The sequence below is a fragment of the Candidatus Leptovillus gracilis genome, from assembly GCA_016716065.1.
GTDB classification, from domain to species: Bacteria; Chloroflexota; Anaerolineae; order Promineifilales; family Promineifilaceae; genus Leptovillus; species Leptovillus gracilis.
Genome location: JADJXA010000026.1, coordinates 107,749 through 126,578, shown reverse-complemented (window position 1 = coordinate 126,578; position 18,830 = coordinate 107,749). Strand labels below are relative to the sequence as shown.

Below are 18,830 nucleotides of genomic sequence, written 5' to 3'. Positions count from 1 at the left end.
GAGTGGTTCAATCTCCCAGATTGAACCACTCTAGACAAATACCTACAGCGGCCAATCGCGCAGCATACGTTCTGTTTCTTCGGAATGGCCGCTTTCGTCGCGCACCATGTCTTCCAACTGCACCATCAGCCCTTTATCGCCGAATTCTTCAGCTTGGCGGGCGCGTTGGGTATAATCGGCCACGGCTTTGCGCTCGGCTGTCAGAATGGCTTCTAGCATTTCCCGATTGTTGCTGGCGGCAGGCACAGGGCGGGGCGTGGTGACCGGTTCGCCGCCCAGGGCCACGATTTTATTGGCCAGAAATTGGGCGTGAAGCTGCTCGTCGGCCACTTCCGTCAGAAAGAATTGGGCCAACTGTGGCCGGTAAGGGCCGGTGGCTTTGGCGGCATAAGTCAGGTATTGAATAATGGCGCTGAATTCACCGGCGAGGTCTTGGTTCAAGTTGTTGATTAATGTTTGTTTGTTCATGTCTATTTCTCCGTAAGTTTGAAGCGTCGGGCGCAGAGTGTCAGGTATTTGTATGACTAAGGCCATCTGCCCCGTGCCTGGCGCTTGCTTTAAGCAATGCGCGTGGCCAGAAAAGCCAGGCGCGTTTCGGCTTCTATGCCGCGTACCGTCCCCGCGGGCATCACCACGGTGGCGCCTTGAGTAAGCGGCAGTCGTTCCCCATCCACCAGCATCCAGCCGCTGCCTTCCAGGATGTGGTACATGGCGGCCGATTCGGCGTGCGGAGGTATATTTTGGCCCGGCTCCAAACCGGCGACAATAATTTTGACCTTTTCATCAGCCATCAGCGGCTGCGGTTGGGGTCCCTCGGCTGCGTAGATCACTTTTTCCCGCCAATCGGCGTAAAGAGTTGCTTGAGTCATTTTGTTGCTCCTTTTGGTTGTATCTGGCTGTAGTATAGGGGGAAAGGCAACGGCCGTCGCCGACTTTTGTCGGGTTTGGAGCATGGTTCATTTCTGGCAGACTGTCCTTTACAAATTCTTACACGGAGGAACACGGAGAATTCACGGAGAAAGAAGCTCGGTTCTCCTCTCAAATCTCCGTGACTCCTCCGTGCCCTCCGTGTTCATTCCGGAAATTTGTAAAGGAGCGTTCAGCCTGATTGGACCATGCCGGTTTGGGAGATTGGGTGACGGCCGTTATTCAGATTACGCTTGCTGGCGCTGGTTTTCTTCGTCGCACAGCTTGCAGTCCAAGAGGTGTCCCAGAAAACGGTCGCGCCCGGCGGCCGTTTGCGCCCACGGCCGGTTGGACAGCGGCGGATTGTGGCGGACGTGCTGCCTGTGCGTGCAGGCCAGGATCGCCCGCCAATCCCCTACGTCATCCAGTTCAAAACCCACAATGGCCTGTTTCATTATCTAAAACTGGCTACTCCATCAATCCGGAATCCAGCAACCGGTTGTGGATGTCGTTAAAGGCAGCCGCCTGCTCCTGGGTAATCATTCCTGATTGGACAAGCTCTGCCAGCATTGACTCTTGCATATCGGCCATGTTACCCTGCATACTGGCTGTGTTTTGTGCGCGTGCCGTTTCGACAGCCGCGTGAACTTCTGCGAAAGTGTCTGCCTCAGCCTGAGTCAAAACGCCCTGATTAACGGCCGTAGCCAACATGGCCGCCTGTTGGGCTGCCTGCGCGGCGGGGTCAAAGGCCGCGCCGCCCAACGCCTGGCGTGGCGTTATTGCGCCGCTACCCAGCGCCTGAACATAATTGATCACGTCCCAGCGTGCCTCCTCAGCCAACGATCCTTTCCAGGCGGGCATCGTTGAATTGAAGGGGGCCATCGCTCCGCCTTCGCTGATGCGCCAGAAAAGATAGTCGTCACCCATCATCTGGCTGGTATGAGCGATAGGCGCTGGCGACGGGTTCAGGCCGGCGCTGGCTGGGCCATCGCCCATGCCGCCGTCCCCATGGCAGGAGGCGCACTGCGCGGCAAACAGTTCCGCACCCCGCTCCAAAGAGGTCTCGTCGGCCGCTACTGGATTAGACAGGCCGACATACGCTTCAGGAATAGGTGCATGGTGAAGCGCCATCATGCCGCTTTGCCGCCCCATGCCCATGCCCATGCCCATGCCGGGCGAGGCGGCCGATTCGTCTGGCTTGGGCATGGTTTGGTCACAGGCGATCAGCAGTAAAATAAGGGCCAGGGCCAAAAAAGTTGTTTGTTTCATACGGTCGTTCCGATAGTTTTTCACTCTTCCGGCTGATAGGGGGGCAGGGTCGCAATCTGTTGCCAGGATGCCCGCAGCCAGATGCGATCCTCATCCAGCCGGTCTAATAAATCAAGAGGAATGAGGCGATAAACGGCCGTTGGCGGAATCTGTCCTAGCAAAATGTGGCTAACATTCTGGGTTGGGCCACTTTGCACTACGGCGGCTACCGCGCCGGCCATACGGCCATTCTGGGCCAGAACCAGCATTCCGCGAGCGACCTCGCCACCCAAGTCGTCAATCCAGCCGCACACTAACAGCCGCTGCTGGGATACTGTTCCTTGTGTTGATTGGGTCATGACGCGCTCATGTACTCCCGATCCCTTAAGCGCTGGTCTACCGCCGATAGCCGATAATTAGAACGGATACGGTGACAGCCGCGGCCACCACATGCAAAAAGGCGGTGACGCTGCTAGCCAGGAAGGTTTTATATTCTACCGGCAGCAGATAGTCGGGGATAACGCTGAGAATTAGGACAACTGCGGCTATTTTGATGAAAGTCTGTTCTGGATGCTGTTTTCGGCTGGTGAGCCAGGCATACAGAGCCGTGGCCCCCGCCGCCGGGATTAGCGTAAAGAGCGCTGTGCGGGCGTAGCTATCCAGCGGTTTAAAGAGGGCAATATCGGGCCAAATGGCAATGGCCAATGCCTGTACCATAAGAACTGCTATGATGCTGGCAACGGCCGTTGCCAACCCGATTAGCGCCCATTGTCTCCGGTCCAACTATGCGTTCGTTTGCGCTTGTATCGTTGTCATCTCATTCTGCTCCATTGTAGGGATTTTCACCCCATATAATAAATCGTTCACCTGATAACCCCAGTGTATCCGGTGAACGATTGGGAGTCGCCGACTTTTGTCGGGTTTGGCGAGATGGAATCAGGTTACAAGGCGATTTTTGTCAGGGCTGGGCGATTCAAAATATGAATCTGGTGACGATCCATGGTAATCAGACCATCATTTTCCAGGGACCGCAGGGCGCGTTGTATCACATCGGGCACTGTGCCCAGGCGAGCAGCCAGTTCAGATTGGGTGTACCAGCGCGGCCGCTCCAGCACATCCTCAACAGCATCCTCAAGCAATAGTCGGGCGAGGCGACCGGTTACCGGGCGTAACGAAAGGTCGGTTACTAAGGAGACCAGATACAACATGCGCTCAGCCATTTTCGTGATGATCTGTTGGGTAAAATGGGGGTGTTCTTGCAGTAAACGCAGCAGCGCCCCGCGAGGTATCAACCAGACGCCAGCCGGTTCTAGGGCAACGGCCGTTGCCGGGTTGGGGTGGTTGGTAAAGACGCCAATCTCATTGAAGGTGTCGCCTGGCTCTAAAAAGCGCAAAATTTGTTCCCGGCCGGTGGGCGATGTTTTGATGACTTTGAGCCAACCATGTTGCAAATAATAGAGACCACGCTGCGCTTCGCCCTCCAAGACGACGATCTCCCCCGTTTCATATTCATGCCAGCGGGATGCCTGCGCCAATTCTCGCAAATAAATCTCCTCCAGCCCGGCAAAGAGCGGGGTGTTGTTGATTTGTTGAATAATCTGCGCCAGGGTGGTGTCAGAGATCATCGTGGGCGTGATTATAACGGCCGTCGCCCAGCGTAACAAAAGCAAAGCCAAGAGACTGTCTTCCCAGCTAACCCGAAGCAGGCGCATCCCATTTGGAATGACGATCATCACCGATCGTTCGTTGATGAACATGCGCCAGGAGGAGGGAGACTATGACCAGGGCGACGACGTTATAGGCCCAAAACGAGCGAAGCTGTCAAGAAGTGCCACTTGCTGGCCGTAAACTGGGCTGAAACGAAACAGAATTCATCTTCTATCTCGTTGATTGCCCAAAAGCGGCTAATTTTGCACCAGATGACGCGATTAAGGCCGTAAAAACGAAATAGAACGTCTTGAGGCTTCATGCCTGGTCAAAAACAGGCTTTTTATCCTGCAAAACACCAATTTCTAGCCTCTATGTGGCACTTGGTGACAGCTTCGCTAGTCCACAGTATGGACAAAAAGTTGGGTCGGCAAGAGGCGGGAAGGTCAGGGGCTTTTTGCGTTTGTGTGTGGGTAATTCTAATTGTCGTTGACAGTCTGAGAGCCGTTCTAAGAAATTTCAGGATTTTTTTGTCGGGAATTCTACGGTATTGGGGGCCTGCTTATCAGGTATAGGCAAAGCAACACAGGTATTGGGAGAACCTGTCCAAAACGGAAGTGCCACCTAAACTGGAGGGATTGGCGTATTGGCCGCCAGCGCCAGCTCAATCTGGATGAAGTCACCGGCCGTCACCTGCAAACTGCGCATCGGTTCCAGATACCGTTCGGTGGTCGTGATGCTGGCATGGCCCAACATCTGCTGGATTTGCCGCAGGTCGGCGCCGCCTTTGAGGGCCAGCGCCGCCGCCGTCCGCCGCAAGTCATGGGCGGCTAAAGCCGCTTCTCCCTTCCTATTATAATACCCCACCGCCAGCATGTCGCCTTGACCACATTGTAATCGCCTGCGGCGTCAAATGACCATCGGTCAGGCCGCCCCCTTTGGTGCGCACCGACCCGGCCAGGCTGCCGTCTTTGTTCAACGCCAGAAAGATACGGCCGTGCTGTCGCCGCGCTGCCTGCCCCCAACTGTCCAGCGCCACCTTCACCCAGGGCGGAATGCCCACCGAACGTACCCGGCCCCGTTTGCCCACCAAGTCGATAATCGCCCAACGGCCGTCGCGCTGCTGAATCATCTCCCAGGTCAAACCAGCCACTTCTGCCCGTCGTAAACCGGTACCAATCATCACCGCCAGAATGGTCGGGGAATCTCTTCCTGCCGCCAGCGGGTGACTGGTGTGTTGACCAGCTTCTCCGCTTCCTCTTTGGTCAGCCAGTTGCCGGCGCGCACCCCTTCCTGCTTGACCCCTTTGACTCGTTCCACGCCATAGGCCAGGGTGGGGGGGACTAAACCGTTGTCGGCGGCCTCGGCCGCCAGCTTACGGATGGCCGACAGCGCCTGGTTGATGCTGCTGCGACTTTTGCCGGATTGCACCAATTCTTCACGGTAGGCGTTAATCGTGGCTTTGCTGAAACCGGGACGGCCGTTTTGCTCATACCAATCCAGGAAATCAATGAGGGCGCGGCTGTAGGCCCGCTTGCTGTGCGGGCTGTCCACACTCTGCGTCACCAAATCAATGATGGCATACCAGTCATCTTGGGGGATGAGGGCTGTATTTTGTCTGTCCATGTGGTTATGTTATGTCAAATTCTGCAATCTGTCAATAGCTTTTGTTAACGGTGATTATCATAAGGTATTGTGTTGACATAAAGTTGAGTTTTGTAACAATTAGGGACCTTTCTTGATGTAGGATCCCACAATTTTTGAGAACTGTTCCATATATTTTGAGAATCTGTTCCACAATTTTTGAGAATTCCGTTTCACAGTTTTTGAGAATGGCCTATTTTGGAAACCGGCTACTCTGGAAGCCGGTAGAAGATTTGTAGGCTTTCTCAATAATTGTGGGATAGGGCGAACAAGTCATGTAGGTTATTCTCAAAAATTAAGGCATAACTGTAGGAAATTCTCAAAAACTGCGGAATAGTTGTCTCAAAAACTGTGGAATAGCCAGCTAATTGGACGAGAGGCTATCCTCAAAAATTACGAAATCCTACACTTGAACAAAGTATGCACGTGAAAATGCCTGGCGTTGAAATGGCAAAGCAAGGTTCTTTTTGAGTCAATGCAGGGCATTTCTAATTGCCGTTGACAGCTCTGGCCTTTACGACACGTCATCACCTATCCAACTGTCGTAACCATCTTCAAGCATATGGTAACGGCCGTGCGCCCACTCGTAGAAGCTCTGCCACGTGGTCAGAACCGTCTGGGTTCCTTCAACGTTCACCTTAACGCCCGCTTCGACAAGGTGACGTATCTCCCGCAGCTTATTGACCAGGGTTCCCCAGCCAGTAGGACGTCCTCCAAGGGGGCCACTGTCGTCCCTTTCCTCATACAACGCATCCAATTTCTTGAGCGTTTCAATTGTAAGGATGTGTTCTTTGATGGGAATATGAATGTTGATGCCGCTTTCCTTGAGCGCTAGTGAAAATGTCTCATTACTTTCGAACAGCTTGGTGATAAATAATTCCTTAAAACCAAACATGGGTGTCGGCCAGCCATGAGACTTAGACCAGCCTTTTAGCTCTTTAAGGTTGGGTAACTGGATTTGCGTTCTACCTTGACGATGCAACTGGCGTACTTCTAAAAAACCGGGATCATCTGGGAGAACACGTTGCTTTGCCCAAGTGGGGATATCCTGGCTCATTTCAATTGTTTCCATCTCTTCCAACCTTCTACCATAACCTTGGTCAGCCTGAAAAACAGAAAAGGACGAAGCCAAATTCTTGGACGGTTTGGTTCAAAATCAGAATGTGGCAGAAAATGTGCCACAATTAGATACCTGTTCACATGACACGATACTGCTGGCGAATTCAAACAGGTCAAAAATCGGTGATGAAACGAACAAATTCCGATCATTTTGGACCTCGAAATGGCTGTTTTTGTCATTTTAGGAGCGATAAAACAATTCGCCAGCAGTATCATGACACTTTACACATATGGCACACTCTATTTCGCCAACAAAATACGGAGTGTTCTCGAGTTCAGCATAAAAATTTTCACCCTGTAGGCATCTTGTCTTTGTGGCCCGAAACCCGGCCAGATGAAAGGTTACACATTTGGGACACTCTACTTCGCCCGGCCAACGACAATTAGAATTACCCACTGACGACAATTAGAAATGCCCATTTAGGCGTCAACGTGACTGCGGCTAAACTCCTGACATTTATGTAAGGAGTAAAGCAATGACAGCCACCGACGCACAAGTGAGGATTGCTATGCGTGAACGAAAGAAGGGTAAGAATCAGGAACAGGCGGCGGCCAAAGCCAATCTGCGCAGCCGCAAAACAGTCAGCAAATACGAGCAGTCGGGTTTGCTGCCCCGTCAACTAGAGAAGGCGCGGACGTACAAGACCCGACCGGATGCTTTTGCTGCTGAGTGGCCGATGTTAGAGAAAATGCTGGCCGCGGCCCCGGAGTTGGAAGCTAAGACATTGTTCGACTGGCTGTGCGAACAGCAGCCGGGCAAATACCAGGAGGGTCAACTGCGTACCCTGCAACGACGTGTCACGACCTGGCGGGCGCTGAACCAAGAGCAAACGGCCAGTCTGGACCAGATACGGGAGCCAGGCGAGATGATGCAGTTGGACGGCACCTGGATGACCGAACTAGAGGTGACGCTGGAGGGACAACCGTTCAAACACATGCTCATCCACAGCGTCCTGCCTTATTCCAACTGGGAATGGGGGCGTGTGGCGCAGTCGGAATCGTTGAGCGCGGTGCGCCTGGGCTTACAAAGCGCATTGCTGAAATTGGGCTATGTGCCGCAAATTGTCCAGACAGACAACAGTTCGGCGGCAACCCGCCGCTTGCGCAGTGATGAAGAGGGACGCGAACGGCCGTACACCGATGAGTATCTGGCGCTGCTGGCCCACTATGGCCTGACGCCGCAGACGATTCATCTGGGTGCGTCTGACGAGAATGGGGATGTGGAATCGAGCAACGGCAAGCTAAAACAGTCGGTGGCGCAGCAGTTGTTGCTGCGTGGCAGCCGCGATTTCGCCAGCCTGGCGGTGTATGAGACCTTTTTGTTTGACATCATGGACAAGCGCAACAAACGGCGCGAGATGCGATTGCGCGAAGAATTGGCGGTGATGCGGCCGTTGTCGGCCACGCCGCTGGCCAACCACAGCAAACTGCGGCTGCGCGTCAGTCAGGGCAGCCTCATTCGAGTGCTGGAGAAGACTTATTCTGTGCCCACGTCGCTCATCGGCAAAATGGTGACGGTGGTTATCCATGAGTGGTCGTTGGAGATTTATTACGCCGGTCAACTGGTAGACCGCTTCGCCCGGCTCATTGGCAATGAGGTCCACCAGGTGAATTACCGCCATGTCATTGACAGCTTGCTGCGCAAACCGGGGGGCTTTCGCCGCTACCGGTATCGGGACGATTTGTTCCCCTCGCTCGTCTTTCGGCAGGCGTGGGAGGCGCTGGACCGGCAGTATGCGCCACGCCGGGCCGATTTAGCTTATTTGCGAATTCTGCATCTGGCGGCGCGTCATCTAGAGTGTGACGTGGCGGCGGCTTTGGAACTGCTGCTGACCACCGGTCAGACGTGGAGCGAGGTGGATGTGGCCGAACTCCTGCGTGTGGAAACGGCGGTCGTGCCGGCGCTGACGCAGCCGGTGGTGGAATTGCGCCTGTACGACCAGTTGTTGGTCGGCGGTGGCGCGCTGAGCGGTGGCGCGCTGAGCGGTGGCGCGCTGAGCGGTGGCGCGCTGAGCGGTGGCGCGCTGAGCGGTGGCGCGCTGAGCGGTGGCGCGCTAGGCGGTGGCGCATGACGACGGGCATGAATCAGAGCGAGATGGTGCGGCTGCATTGCAAGACGCTGCGGCTGCCGACGATGGCAGCAGCGCTTGAGGAAGGGATGCGCTGCGCGGAACGGGATAACTGGCCGCTGGATGCTTTTTTAGCCCACTTGTTGGAACAGGAGGTGGCGACGCGGCAGCAGCGGCGCATTGAGCGTCTGCGGCTGGAGTCGAAGCTGCCGCCGGGGAAAACGTTTGCCGTTTTTGACGAAGGCCGCTTGCCGCTGCGCATCCGGCGGCAGTTACCCTATTTGCAGGCCGGGACTTTGTCAATCAGGCCCAGAATGTGTTGTGCTTTGGTTTACCGGGCACAGGCAAAACGCATCTGGCGGCGGCCGTGGGCATCTGTTGGTGGAAAACGGCCGTTCGGTGCTGTTTACGCCGACCTTCGCTGGTGGGGCGGCTGCTGCGGGCTAAGCAGGAATATGAACTGGAACGAGAACTGCGGCGTTTAGACCGGTTTGAGGTGGTCATTCTGGATGATATTGGCTATGTGCAGCAGAGTCGGGAAGAGATGGAGGTGTTGTTCACCTTTTGAGCGAGCGGTATGAGCGGCACAGTCTGGTGATTACCTCAACCTGGTCTTTTCGGAGTGGGACAAGATATTCAAGGACCCATTGACGACGGCGGCCGCCATAGACCGGGTGGTGCATCATAGCATCATCATTGAGTTTGGGCGAGACATCCAGAGTATGCGCATGGAAGAGGCGCAACGGAGTCAGGCGGCGCTGCGACCAGAGGTGGGCGTAGGGTAACTTTTCATGGGGAGAAAATCGTGGCAAAAATGACGCCAGAAATCCGTGACCAACTCTTGTTCTGTTATCCCGACCCCGTGCCTGTGTGCTCGGTGGAGTCACCCGCCTGGTTTGCCTGGTTGGAAACGGCGTCGGCCTTCCGCTATTGCAGTGGACAGCGGCGCAATCTGTGTCGCGGGCATGGCCCGTTGTATGGACCTGTGTCTTTCCGCAAGGAGCGGCGGCGGCAGATGGGACTGTGGTATGCCTATCGCCGGGTGCATGGCGTTTTGTACAAGCGGTATGTTGGTAAGTCGGCCGGGTTGACGCTGGCGCGGTTGGAGGAAACGGCCGTGTGGCTCAATGAGATATGGTGACAGATGGGAAGCATTAAGGAGGGCCTATGGTGGTGGTTGGCAGGCTGGCTGACGGCTTGTCGGGGCGTGTTTTTATGGGAACGGTATGGGCATTTCTAATTGTCGTTGATGGGCATTTCTAATTGTCGTTGACAGTTCCAGAGAAACGCTGGAAAACACCCGAAGCGCCAGCCTCGTCAGGAGAAGCGACCGGCCGAAATAGATTTTCTGCGCTGCAGAAGTCAATTATGTGCATTTGGGAAAATGGTTCCTCGAACCCCATTAGCTTCGCCTCAGCCCTTTTCTGTTGCGTTTTTTGAGAAAATTGCGCCTAGATTTCGCCTATTCTATTCTCCCAGCCGATTTCAGTGGCTAAATCGCCCTTTTTGAACAATCAAGCTCATTCTAGTAGCGTCTTGGCGAAGTTTGATGTCCCAAATGTGTTACCTTTCATCTGGCCGGGTATCGTGGCCCAGCCAATTACGCAGAAGCCTTTCTGAGCCTTTTTCTTGCATTTTTGGCGGAAATCGCGCCCAAAATGCGGCATTTCTCTACTCTTGCGGTTTTTTAAGCGATTAATCTCATTTCTGAACCACACTGGCAGAGTCTAATATGCCAAATGTGTCAACTTTCATCTGACCATGTGTCCACATTAAGCACTTTTCTCAGGCCCACCGGTAACAAATTAACCATATGGGGCAACCTCTCGAGTATGAAAAGCGTCAATATGTGAAAAAGTCCCGATAATTTCTCATATGCACTCGATAGCCTGCCTCATATGGCGGGTGTGTTACCCACAGGCCATTACGAATTTACCCCTACTCCCTCTCTCACCTGCTTTGCCTTTCCACCGAAGAGATACCCTCTTTTTCCAAGATAGGGTCCCGCTTTCACACCACTCAGCGCCCCAGACACTAACCCCCATATATGCCATTTTCAGCCCACTTTCGCACCGTCAGACCGCTCGATATAGCGGTCTATCTCGCCCACAACTTAACAATGGCCGCCCTATGCGCTTCTCATACCCGTTGTCCACGTACGTTGTCCATAGCCGTTGTCCATGACCTTGCCTGGCTTGTCCGCGCAACGCCGTTCCGCGACCCAACTACCCACGTCCACCAAGACCACCAGGTCTTACTATTTTTCAAGCAAACAATTCAGCCATCATTTTTTCATTGAAACAATCCTGCAAAATGACTCTAATCAAAAACTCTGGTTAACCGAACTCCTTTCCTTCGGGTTATATCGGACTCGCACGGCCGTTTCAGAGCCGGGCGACTGCTCCCATCCCCATCGTCGTTTTGTGGCCGACGCCGCAGAAGGTAGCCAGGTCGGTCAGCGCCTGCCAGGCGCATAGGTCAATCTCTTGCCCCTGATGGGCCAGGAACCAGACTTCGCCGACAAAGCCAGTGAATTGTTCGCGTTGGTCTATGGCCACCGTCACCGTCTCGATGCTGTGCCGGGTGATGAATACATCGCGGGCGCACCAATCCAGCCAGCCTTCGGGCAGCCGCAGCATAGGTGGGGCAAATGTTTCCCAGATGCGCTGCGGCCCGGCGAAGACGTTGCCCGGCATGGGCAAGGGCAGATGGCGCGGCCCTTGCTTGAAGGCGGTGGGCGAGAGGAAGCGCAGCCCAACCTGATGGCCGGGTTGGCTGAGAGCCAGCTGCGGCCAGCCGGGGCCGGGCACGGTCTGCACGTCAGCGATGGTGAATTCCTGCCCGCCAATGTGGCACGGCCGTCGCTCGCGGGCGAACCATTCGCCGGTGCGCTGGAAGAGCGTGGCGGCGCGGTCGGTCAGGGCAGAGAGGCGCAGCCCGGCCAGATGGCCGGCGTCGTTGTAGAGCGGCACAAAGGTGAACGGCCGGGGCGTGGGGTGGCGGTGCAGCCAGTCGGATTCGGCCCGGTCGGCCTGGCCGGTGATGTTGAAGAGGAAGCCGTGCAGGCCGCGGGCGTGGATGGAACGGCCGTTGACCGGATCACGCAGGGGGGTGAAGGTGTAGGTAATGGTGTGCATGGCAACTTACAGCAGTTCTACTGAATTATCCATATCCGCGTCCAACTGATAAAAAGGATCGGTCAATCCTTCCCATTCATGTTCACTTAACTTTGCCGCGATGTCACGCAAGCGATCAGCGTACAAAGGATATAGAGCAGGGAAATCGTTAAAGTGGGAAACGCACTCCCAGGCAAATTCAGCGACATCGCCCAACAAGTCCATATCATGAATGCCTATGCCCCAGAAAAATCCTGCGACAGCTTCAAGCGCGTAAACATACAGTTCTGTTGTACCGTCTGGCTCTTGCCGGGTTGCTAACTGGTATTCCTGGATGGCTTGCGCAATCTGCCCCAAATCCGGCCACATTTCCTCTCCCTCGAATTGAGCGTCTATTCGCTTCAGATAGGGTTGTATGCGTGCGGTGATGTCTTGGGTGTCAAGGTAACGGGCGTGTAAGAATTGCGCTACTGTTGGGGAAACGGCCGTTAGTTCTCGCAGCAGCTCAATTAACCCGTCCTTATTCTCGGCTTGCAATTTTTTGCGAACAGTATGCCATTTATCCATTTCCATTACATGTCACCCAATTGTTGTTGCAGGACTTGGATGGCTGATCGCCACTTTTCATCTTTTCCTACATACTTTTCGGCCTGGTGCAAATCCGTCGCTGCCGCTTTGATATTCCCGATTTGCAGATGCACCTGTGCGCGATGGTAAAGATTTTGCGCTCGTTCTTTCAAGGCAATGGATTGGTCGAGCGCTGTCAATGCTTCCTGTGGCTGTTGCAGCAATCGCAGCGCCCATCCCCGCACATCATACGCGCGCCATTCATTTTCTGTGCCGGCGGTCAATTCAACTGCCTGATCTGCCCAGCGAAGCGCGTCACGTAAAGTCGCGTCTGTTTCAGCAATCCACCTTTTTTCGATGGCCTCTAATGTGCGCCAGGCCATACTGCGCCAGATGTGTTCTTTACGGCCGTTTAGTTGTACCGCTGTATGGTAATGGGTCATTGCCTGCTGGTAATCACCCTGCTTGAAGGCGATAGTGCCCAGCCGCTCCTGGGCATCGGCAAAATTAACCGCGTGGCTGAATGCTTCACGCGCCGCTTCCCGCCAGATTGGGTCGTTTCTGCTTTTTGTGTCGTATGCCTGGCCGAGATGGAACCAACCAAAAGCAAAGCCCGGTTGAATGTCTAATGCCCGTTTCAACCAGGTGATCGCTTCTTCCGAGCCTTTTTCATAGGTGTCGGCCAAATTTACATAGGGAACGGGGTAAGCGGGTCGGCCTTCAATGGCTTGCTGCAACAAATCGCGTGCTGCTTCCATGTTTTTTACTTGCAACTGGGCAAACCCATCACTATGGTCGGCCGCAGCGAATACAATGGCACGCATTTGTGCATCTGAGATTTTGGCCGCAAGGTTACGGGCAAGATCTGCGTAAAACTGCACGGCCGTTAACCGTTCCATTTGCGGGTCAACCTGCCAATCTGCTTTTTTGATGCGCGGGCTGGCCTCTAGCGCAGCGACGATGCCCAAACCAGCATAGGTTAATGCCAGCAACACTAGTTCTTTGTTGGCGTGGGTCGCGGCGGCCTCTACTCTCTGCCGGACAAGATGGAACTGTTCAGCGGCGCTTTGGCGTGCCCAAGCCCCTTTTTCAACCTGATGGTACAAACTAACGCCCAAATTGTAGCGCAGGGGAAGATCGTCTTCGCTGTTGTTGGTGGCAAGTAACTGGCGAAATGTCGCTTCGGCCAGCTCATATTGACCAAGCGCATTGTACAGCGTACCCAGGGTGAATTGGGCTGGCACCCAAAAAGGAGCATCAGCTTGGGCGGCCCGTACTTGCTGCAAAGCTTTCTGTAGCAGGTCTGGCTGGTAACGGCCGTCTTCCCGGTAGCGCTGCCAGAGGTGCAAACCATGCACATATGCAGCCAGCGCATGCCAGGGAGGAGCATCCCCATCGCTCTGGGTCGCCATCAGCCGGTAGGCCCATTCGCTGGCAATAAGTTCACGCTGTTCAGCTAGCGATTGTTGCGCGTCTCCTTCAATCTCCCAATAGGTAATGTGACCATCGGGATGGTGGCGAATTTCGACATGGAGAGCAAGACGACCACCGCGCTGGTGCATTTGCGCGGTGATTGTGTATTCTTGCTGCCGCCAAAGGGTATAAAGGGTTTGGGCAAACGGCCGTAAACTTACATTCACCCCAGCCACAGTCACCTTCTCGAGTACAGACAGAGCGTTGCCCAGAGGGACTGATATTTCCTGCCAGGGGGTGATGACAGGGAACAGGCCCGCCGCCAATGCCTGCGTTTGCAGCGCCTCAACGGCGGCGGTTTGAGTTCGCTGTGCTGTTTGTAGCTGTAAAAAAAGAAGATGGTGGAGACCATTGCCCCAACCATCTTTGGTAAAGTCCTGAACCGGCTGCACCAGGTATCCTAGGCGTGGCTGCCGGGTACTGCGCCATAACCACGCCAGACTCATAACAGCAGCTACTATAGCTAATAAAAAGAAAACCTGGCTAAGCCAAACGGCCGTTGCCCGCCATTGCGCCCACCAGGCTAAACGCCAATTCTCTTGGGCAGCCAAAACACGAGACAACCCGGCCGTGGCCGCTTGTTGAATTTCCGGCTGCACAGAAAGAGCGGCCTCGGCATACTGTTCTTGGGCCGCCGCCCAATCTCCAGCTTCTTCATACACCAAGCCCAGCGCGTACTGCCGCGCCGCCTCTTCCTGCCCATTCGTGATGGTAACGCCAGCCAAGTCGTTCTGGGCAGCATTGGGCACGGGCCATAAAAGCCAGACCATTAGGAGGAGGAAGAGAAAGAGGATGAGGGTAACGGCCGTTGCCGCAACGTGCTTCTTTTTCACTGATTTGCTCTATTGCTTCCCTTTTCTTTGAAGGTTAAGATAGCATTTCACTTAAACAGGCCAGATGGTTCCCTTGTAACTACTAGCCTGTTTCTTGATTTCCTCAACATTTAAACCGTTAGCGCCAGTGAAATCTGCCCTATCTAAAACAGCCAACCGAAAAGAAGCACTATCTACGCGACAATCTCTAAACGAGACGCCAGATAGATTTGTTTTATCAAAGGTTGTACCAGAACATATTTTGCCACTTAAGTCAGCATCTTCCAGGTTCGCGTCTGACAAAGACTTCTGCATTAAATCAACATCATCCAGCTGGCGATTAACGGCCTGCCATACAAGCATCCCCTTTGGATCGAAACAAGTATTTTCATCAATTATTGCATTATGTAGCCTGGTGTTTTTCAAGGAAGCACCAATAAGATTTGCCCCTGATAGATTTGCCCCTGATAGATCTGCGCCATCTAGAATAGCTCCCATTAGTAAGGCATTATTGAATTTACATTTTTTCAAGTTCGTGTTGCGCAAAATTGTGCCTTCTTCAAAATCATGAAGACCAATGGAAGAACTTGTAAGATCAGCCCCTCGCAAGTCGCTACCTTCCAAGTTTGAATTGCTCAGATCAACACCTTGCATCTTGCAGCGAAGGAAATTCCTGTTCCTTAGGTCGAGATTAGTTAGGTCTGCATCCTGTAAATCATCTATGTGAATTATGCTTTGGGTTTGTTTGTTTACTAATTGCCATACGATAAACCATTTATTTAAACCCTGCTCTCCAGAGCTGATCTCACTGTCAATTCTTGACTTATGGAAGTGGCAACGCGAGAAATCTTTTACTTCTGCGAATATCATACTAGAAAGTCGTGCACCATCTAATCTTGCTCCGCGTAATACAGCACCTTTCATACTGCATCCACGTAAATCTGCATTTTGAAACTTTGTTCTTACCAATCTAGCGCCATCAAATTGCGTATTGACAAATGTTGCCTCCGTAAGATCTGCATCTTCAAGTTCAGCTTCCGTCAGATCAACATCCTGCCATTTCACTTTACGCATCTCAACATTTTGCAAAAGTTTAGCCTTGAAAAGTTTTACCCTTTTAAACTTGGTTCCATTCAATTTTGCGCCGTGTAAATGGGCCTCATTTATAATACCATCAGTAAAAACGCAATATGTCCAGTTGCTGTACTTCAAAACAGCCTTATTCATATTGACCCAATTAAACGTAGCATTTTGGCAAGACAGATTTTCCAAATCTGAATCCTTGAAATAACCCGCTTCCATGACGGTTTCATCAAAATCAACACTACGCAAGATACAGTTCGAAAAATCAACATTTACTAAATGCGCACTTTTCATACGGACACCAGATAGCTCCATTCGCGCAAGTTTTGTGTTTTTTAACTCAACTCCAGAGAAATCGACGCCATCTAGAAGGGAATCCGGAAACCGTCGTGGCTGTTCTTGAAGGCCGGAGTCGTTTTCATCTTTAGAGTCGTCATCATTTTTATCTAGATTCGCCTTTAGCAAGATTAACTCCAAACCTTGCAAAAATTCAAACAACTGTGCTTTACGGCTACCATCTAATCCTTTAACTACTTCTAATAAGCGAGCATGGATCATTTCGTGAACATGGTTATTATGGGTATTATCTTCTCCTCTCTCTTGGATGTTAGATTGATTTAGAATCAAATCGGAAACCCTATCAATGAATCCCGTCAACGCCGCCTGTTTCCGTTCTTCATCTGCAATACGCTGCTTGGCTTTTTTATCGTTATGGTCAAGAGTATAAATCACAAGCGCTGCTAAAGCGGGCAAGATGGCTGCTTCAAGAAAATCCCACAGCGTTTTTGGAGGTCGATAAAAAACCACTTCCTCATTAGTGGAGCTCTTTATCAACTTAAATTCCCCCAAACCAACCCAAGACCAGCCAAACTGGCTTCCAATATATACAAAACTAACCAGGATCGTGACTGTTATTAGGGCAATTACTAATCGCTTACTGACAAGTGTTCGCCAATAACTTTTCGCCCTAGCCCACAAATCTTTAAGCTTATATTTCAATGAACGGAAAATCCTGGAAGGCATTCTGCCTAGCTCACTGTTATTGCTCAAATCAGGCAGCAAGTCGGTTAACTTGCTGCCCATTTTTCTAAATCGTTTATTTACCAACTTCCAACGGATCAGGGAGTACCGGTCGTTCCTTGTATTCGTTTAGCTTGCGTGGGCCGTACTCAATCTCCATGTAACGGGTGGCATCAGTCCAGGCAGAATCATCCTCACGCCAGACCAGCATTTCCAGCAGCATACGAATGCGCTCCTGGCGGGCGAACGAACTGCCGCTAATCCTTTCTAAAATAAACTGCTCAAACTTATCGATGTATAGTCCTGGGTCAGTTGCTTCGGCCGCTTCCTGCCAGTTTGTACTAGTAAAAAGGGTGTGGTAGCGTTGCAGCCGTTTCGTTAGCGTTAGTTTGGGGCGAATAGCCACACCACCCATACCCAGCGGCTTGCCCATCCCTATTTTGTGGCAAAAGGTACGACCGTCCTCAGTCGGAAGAGCAAGCGCCCACCATAACAACCCCAACTCCTCCGGCTTCAAATTCTCGAAGCGGATGCGGCAGGTAAAGATGATGCCCGGCTTCAGCGGGATGATGCGGGTCAACTGCGATTCGTGTTCTTTTTCCTTAACTGTTGCCCGGATTTCTGGCTGGTGGCCGCGGTGCCAGTAATGCTTTACACCCCGTATCTGCGTGGTGGTTAAGTCAGAACCATAATAGGCCAATTGATCATTGCGATCTGGATCGTGTCCCTGGCTTTTATCCTGCACTAGGTAGTGCTGAAAAGTGTTGGGCTTGGGGCTTGCCAGGACATGGGGCGTTACCATCTGCATCCAGACACCATCTTTGGCGTTTTTAAAATGGGCATCGCTAAAGAAAACACGGCCGGCGCGACTGCCGGCAGGCCCATCCGCTTCTTCCACCCAGCCAAAAAGCGCGTCGGCCAGATCAGGGTTCTGTCGCCCCTTATGCTCCTCAGACACAAAGTCGTAGGGTGTTGCCGCCCGCTTATTGCCATTCTCGTCCTCAACCAACGCCGGCACTCGGAAGTTGGGGCTGTGGCCAAAGGCCATTACATCACCCCTATCCAGAATGTAAAAGACCGGCTTCAAATGCCCCAGGCAACCCTGGTCACTGCTCCAGTCGATCAACTGCTCGCGTTGGAAAGTGGTAAGGCTGTCCAGGTAATCTCTTACAGTCTGTGGGGGGATTTTCACGGGCTGCTTTTTGCTGTCTGGCAGTAGCATGAGTGCCTGACGGGCGCGTGGAGATCGCGTTTTACCCACATCCCCCGCTTCTAACATATTCCCAGCGCAAACAAGGTTACCTTTGATGCGATAGGCATCACGGGCGCCAAGTGCATTTATTTGCACATAAAGGCCTCGCTTACCATGTTTCGTTTCTGGTTCAAAGCTAACGGCTTGGATTTGTGGCCGGTAATTTTCATCATTGAAGCCGATATAACCTTCCAGCCCCAAAGATTGGATTGCTTTGTCCTTAATCCGGATGTACGTCTCTCCGGTGGGCCATTCGCGTGCTGGTAAGATATACCAGCCATCATATGGCTCGTTGTTTTGATCGTCGTAGAGAAGGTAACCAGCACGAACGTTTTTGGAAAAACGGCCGATCAGGTCATTGTATGGCTCTCGCAACGGATCAAATTTAGACGCAGCCACAGCCCGGAAGAACATTTTAGGCTGGTCGGCCACCCAGCGGATACGGCCGTATCCCAACACTTCCACCAGCTGCCGGATCATCCCACGTAGCGAACTGCCTGGAATGATCGGCTGTAATTGCCCTTCCACTTTACCATCACTAGACGAAAAGAATGGTGCGCGGGTTTCCTTCTCCGCCAAAGTCAACTCATCAGGCTTTTTTAACCCCTGATCACGGAACATCGCCTCCATCATCATACCGCGTATGTGGGTGGGAGCCATGGTCTCAATTTCACAGTCAATCCAGCCGGTGAGAGAATCTTCCTGGAAGGTGTCTTGGTCCGGAATTGTATCCGGTGAAATCCGTACCACCTTATCAGTCAATGGAATGAAATTGTACGGAGCACGAGCTGTATAACGATTGCCGTCGCGATCTTGGCGCTGCCGTGTCGGATTAGTATGTTTAAGAGCCATTGATCTCGCCTCCTTCTGGAGA

General features: G+C 52.8%; 18 protein-coding genes and 1 pseudogene. 3 read left to right on the top strand and 16 right to left on the bottom strand.

From position 1 onward, the window contains the following. Nucleotides 1-42 precede the first annotated feature (42 nt). The 11 genes from IPM39_28295 to IPM39_28245 form a co-directional block, all read right to left on the bottom strand. The gene (locus tag IPM39_28295; GenBank protein ID MBK8989919.1) at nucleotides 43-468 is read right to left on the bottom strand and encodes a ferritin-like domain-containing protein; all 426 of its coding nucleotides are present in this window, start codon (nucleotides 466-468) and stop codon (nucleotides 43-45) included. A gap of 89 nt (nucleotides 469-557) precedes the next feature. Next, nucleotides 558-869 carry a cupin domain-containing protein gene (locus IPM39_28290; protein MBK8989918.1) on the bottom strand — a complete coding sequence of 104 codons (312 nt, stop codon included), beginning with the start codon at nucleotides 867-869 and terminating at the stop codon, nucleotides 558-560. 285 nt (nucleotides 870-1,154) lie between these two features. Continuing rightward, nucleotides 1,155-1,361: a DUF3565 domain-containing protein gene (locus IPM39_28285; GenBank protein ID MBK8989917.1), complete on the bottom strand. Its 207-nt coding sequence runs from the start codon at nucleotides 1,359-1,361 to the stop codon at nucleotides 1,155-1,157. A gap of 13 nt (nucleotides 1,362-1,374) precedes the next feature. Further along, the gene (locus tag IPM39_28280; protein MBK8989916.1) at nucleotides 1,375-2,175 is read right to left on the bottom strand and encodes a cytochrome c; all 801 of its coding nucleotides are present in this window, start codon (nucleotides 2,173-2,175) and stop codon (nucleotides 1,375-1,377) included. Between the two features lie 20 nt (nucleotides 2,176-2,195). After that, on the bottom strand, nucleotides 2,196-2,513 hold the full coding sequence (locus IPM39_28275; GenBank protein MBK8989915.1) for a hypothetical protein: 318 nt from the start codon (nucleotides 2,511-2,513) through the stop codon (nucleotides 2,196-2,198). A gap of 37 nt (nucleotides 2,514-2,550) precedes the next feature. Further along, nucleotides 2,551-2,937, bottom strand: coding sequence for a hypothetical protein (locus IPM39_28270; GenBank protein MBK8989914.1), 387 nt, complete (start codon nucleotides 2,935-2,937; stop codon nucleotides 2,551-2,553). 158 nt (nucleotides 2,938-3,095) lie between these two features. After that, nucleotides 3,096-3,887 (bottom strand): Crp/Fnr family transcriptional regulator, encoded by a 792-nt coding sequence (locus IPM39_28265; GenBank protein ID MBK8989913.1) that lies wholly within the window; start codon nucleotides 3,885-3,887, stop codon nucleotides 3,096-3,098. 538 nt (nucleotides 3,888-4,425) lie between these two features. Next, nucleotides 4,426-4,677 carry a tyrosine-type recombinase/integrase gene (locus tag IPM39_28260; protein ID MBK8989912.1) on the bottom strand — a complete coding sequence of 84 codons (252 nt, stop codon included), beginning with the start codon at nucleotides 4,675-4,677 and terminating at the stop codon, nucleotides 4,426-4,428. Continuing rightward, entirely contained in the window at nucleotides 4,655-4,984 is a 330-nt protein-coding gene (locus IPM39_28255; GenBank protein MBK8989911.1) for a site-specific integrase, read from the bottom strand. Before IPM39_28255 ends, IPM39_28260 begins: the two co-directional genes overlap by 23 nt. Then, nucleotides 4,984-5,427, bottom strand: coding sequence for a site-specific integrase (locus tag IPM39_28250; GenBank protein MBK8989910.1), 444 nt, complete (start codon nucleotides 5,425-5,427; stop codon nucleotides 4,984-4,986). The genes IPM39_28255 and IPM39_28250 overlap by 1 nt, the downstream gene beginning before the upstream one ends. 532 nt (nucleotides 5,428-5,959) lie before the next feature. Next, a complete protein-coding gene (locus IPM39_28245; GenBank protein MBK8989909.1) occupies nucleotides 5,960-6,517 on the bottom strand; it encodes a hypothetical protein in 558 nt (185 codons plus the stop codon). A gap of 523 nt (nucleotides 6,518-7,040) precedes the next feature. Between IPM39_28245 and IPM39_28240 the strand changes: the two genes are divergently transcribed. The 3 genes and pseudogenes from IPM39_28240 to IPM39_28230 all read left to right on the top strand — a co-directional run bounded on the left by IPM39_28240 (nucleotide 7,041) and on the right by IPM39_28230 (nucleotide 9,774). Next, nucleotides 7,041-8,636, top strand: coding sequence for an IS21 family transposase (locus tag IPM39_28240; protein ID MBK8989908.1), 1,596 nt, complete (start codon nucleotides 7,041-7,043; stop codon nucleotides 8,634-8,636). Nucleotides 8,637-8,644: 8 nt separating this feature from the next. Next, nucleotides 8,645-9,418, top strand: a pseudogene (locus IPM39_28235) (ATP-binding protein). A gap of 20 nt (nucleotides 9,419-9,438) precedes the next feature. Then, entirely contained in the window at nucleotides 9,439-9,774 is a 336-nt protein-coding gene (locus tag IPM39_28230) for a hypothetical protein (GenBank protein MBK8989907.1), read from the top strand. 1,243 nt (nucleotides 9,775-11,017) lie between these two features. Here the strand turns inward: IPM39_28230 and cas6 are convergent. Genes cas6 through IPM39_28205 form a run of 5 tightly spaced genes read right to left on the bottom strand, consistent with a single transcriptional unit; the run spans nucleotide 11,018 to nucleotide 18,808 of the window. After that, the gene (gene cas6, locus IPM39_28225; protein ID MBK8989906.1) at nucleotides 11,018-11,770 is read right to left on the bottom strand and encodes a CRISPR system precrRNA processing endoribonuclease RAMP protein Cas6; all 753 of its coding nucleotides are present in this window, start codon (nucleotides 11,768-11,770) and stop codon (nucleotides 11,018-11,020) included. 6 nt (nucleotides 11,771-11,776) lie between these two features. After that, nucleotides 11,777-12,322: a hypothetical protein gene (locus IPM39_28220; GenBank protein MBK8989905.1), complete on the bottom strand. Its 546-nt coding sequence runs from the start codon at nucleotides 12,320-12,322 to the stop codon at nucleotides 11,777-11,779. Further along, nucleotides 12,322-14,622 (bottom strand): hypothetical protein, encoded by a 2,301-nt coding sequence (locus tag IPM39_28215; GenBank protein MBK8989904.1) that lies wholly within the window; start codon nucleotides 14,620-14,622, stop codon nucleotides 12,322-12,324. Before IPM39_28215 ends, IPM39_28220 begins: the two co-directional genes overlap by 1 nt. 51 nt (nucleotides 14,623-14,673) lie before the next feature. Beyond that, entirely contained in the window at nucleotides 14,674-16,767 is a 2,094-nt protein-coding gene (locus tag IPM39_28210) for a pentapeptide repeat-containing protein (protein MBK8989903.1), read from the bottom strand. 13 nt (nucleotides 16,768-16,780) lie between these two features. Continuing rightward, nucleotides 16,781-18,808 (bottom strand): TIGR03986 family CRISPR-associated RAMP protein, encoded by a 2,028-nt coding sequence (locus tag IPM39_28205; protein ID MBK8989902.1) that lies wholly within the window; start codon nucleotides 18,806-18,808, stop codon nucleotides 16,781-16,783. Nucleotides 18,809-18,830 lie beyond the last annotated feature (22 nt).

Coding starts and splice junctions, on each gene's coding strand:
- IPM39_28205 (MBK8989902.1), bottom strand. CDS start 18,808: ATGGCTCTTAAACATACTAATCCGACACGGCAGCGCCAAGATCGCGAC.
- IPM39_28280 (MBK8989916.1), bottom strand. CDS start 2,175: ATGAAACAAACAACTTTTTTGGCCCTGGCCCTTATTTTACTGCTGATC.
- IPM39_28255 (MBK8989911.1), bottom strand. CDS start 4,984: ATGATTGGTACCGGTTTACGACGGGCAGAAGTGGCTGGTTTGACCTGG.
- IPM39_28245 (MBK8989909.1), bottom strand. CDS start 6,517: ATGGAAACAATTGAAATGAGCCAGGATATCCCCACTTGGGCAAAGCAA.
- IPM39_28285 (MBK8989917.1), bottom strand. CDS start 1,361: ATGAAACAGGCCATTGTGGGTTTTGAACTGGATGACGTAGGGGATTGG.
- IPM39_28295 (MBK8989919.1), bottom strand. CDS start 468: ATGAACAAACAAACATTAATCAACAACTTGAACCAAGACCTCGCCGGT.
- cas6 (MBK8989906.1), bottom strand. CDS start 11,770: ATGCACACCATTACCTACACCTTCACCCCCCTGCGTGATCCGGTCAAC.
- IPM39_28240 (MBK8989908.1), top strand. CDS start 7,041: ATGACAGCCACCGACGCACAAGTGAGGATTGCTATGCGTGAACGAAAG.
- IPM39_28275 (MBK8989915.1), bottom strand. CDS start 2,513: ATGACCCAATCAACACAAGGAACAGTATCCCAGCAGCGGCTGTTAGTG.
- IPM39_28220 (MBK8989905.1), bottom strand. CDS start 12,322: ATGGAAATGGATAAATGGCATACTGTTCGCAAAAAATTGCAAGCCGAG.
- IPM39_28260 (MBK8989912.1), bottom strand. CDS start 4,677: ATGCTGGCGGTGGGGTATTATAATAGGAAGGGAGAAGCGGCTTTAGCC.
- IPM39_28265 (MBK8989913.1), bottom strand. CDS start 3,887: ATGATCGTCATTCCAAATGGGATGCGCCTGCTTCGGGTTAGCTGGGAA.
- IPM39_28290 (MBK8989918.1), bottom strand. CDS start 869: ATGACTCAAGCAACTCTTTACGCCGATTGGCGGGAAAAAGTGATCTAC.
- IPM39_28210 (MBK8989903.1), bottom strand. CDS start 16,767: ATGGGCAGCAAGTTAACCGACTTGCTGCCTGATTTGAGCAATAACAGT.
- IPM39_28250 (MBK8989910.1), bottom strand. CDS start 5,427: ATGGACAGACAAAATACAGCCCTCATCCCCCAAGATGACTGGTATGCC.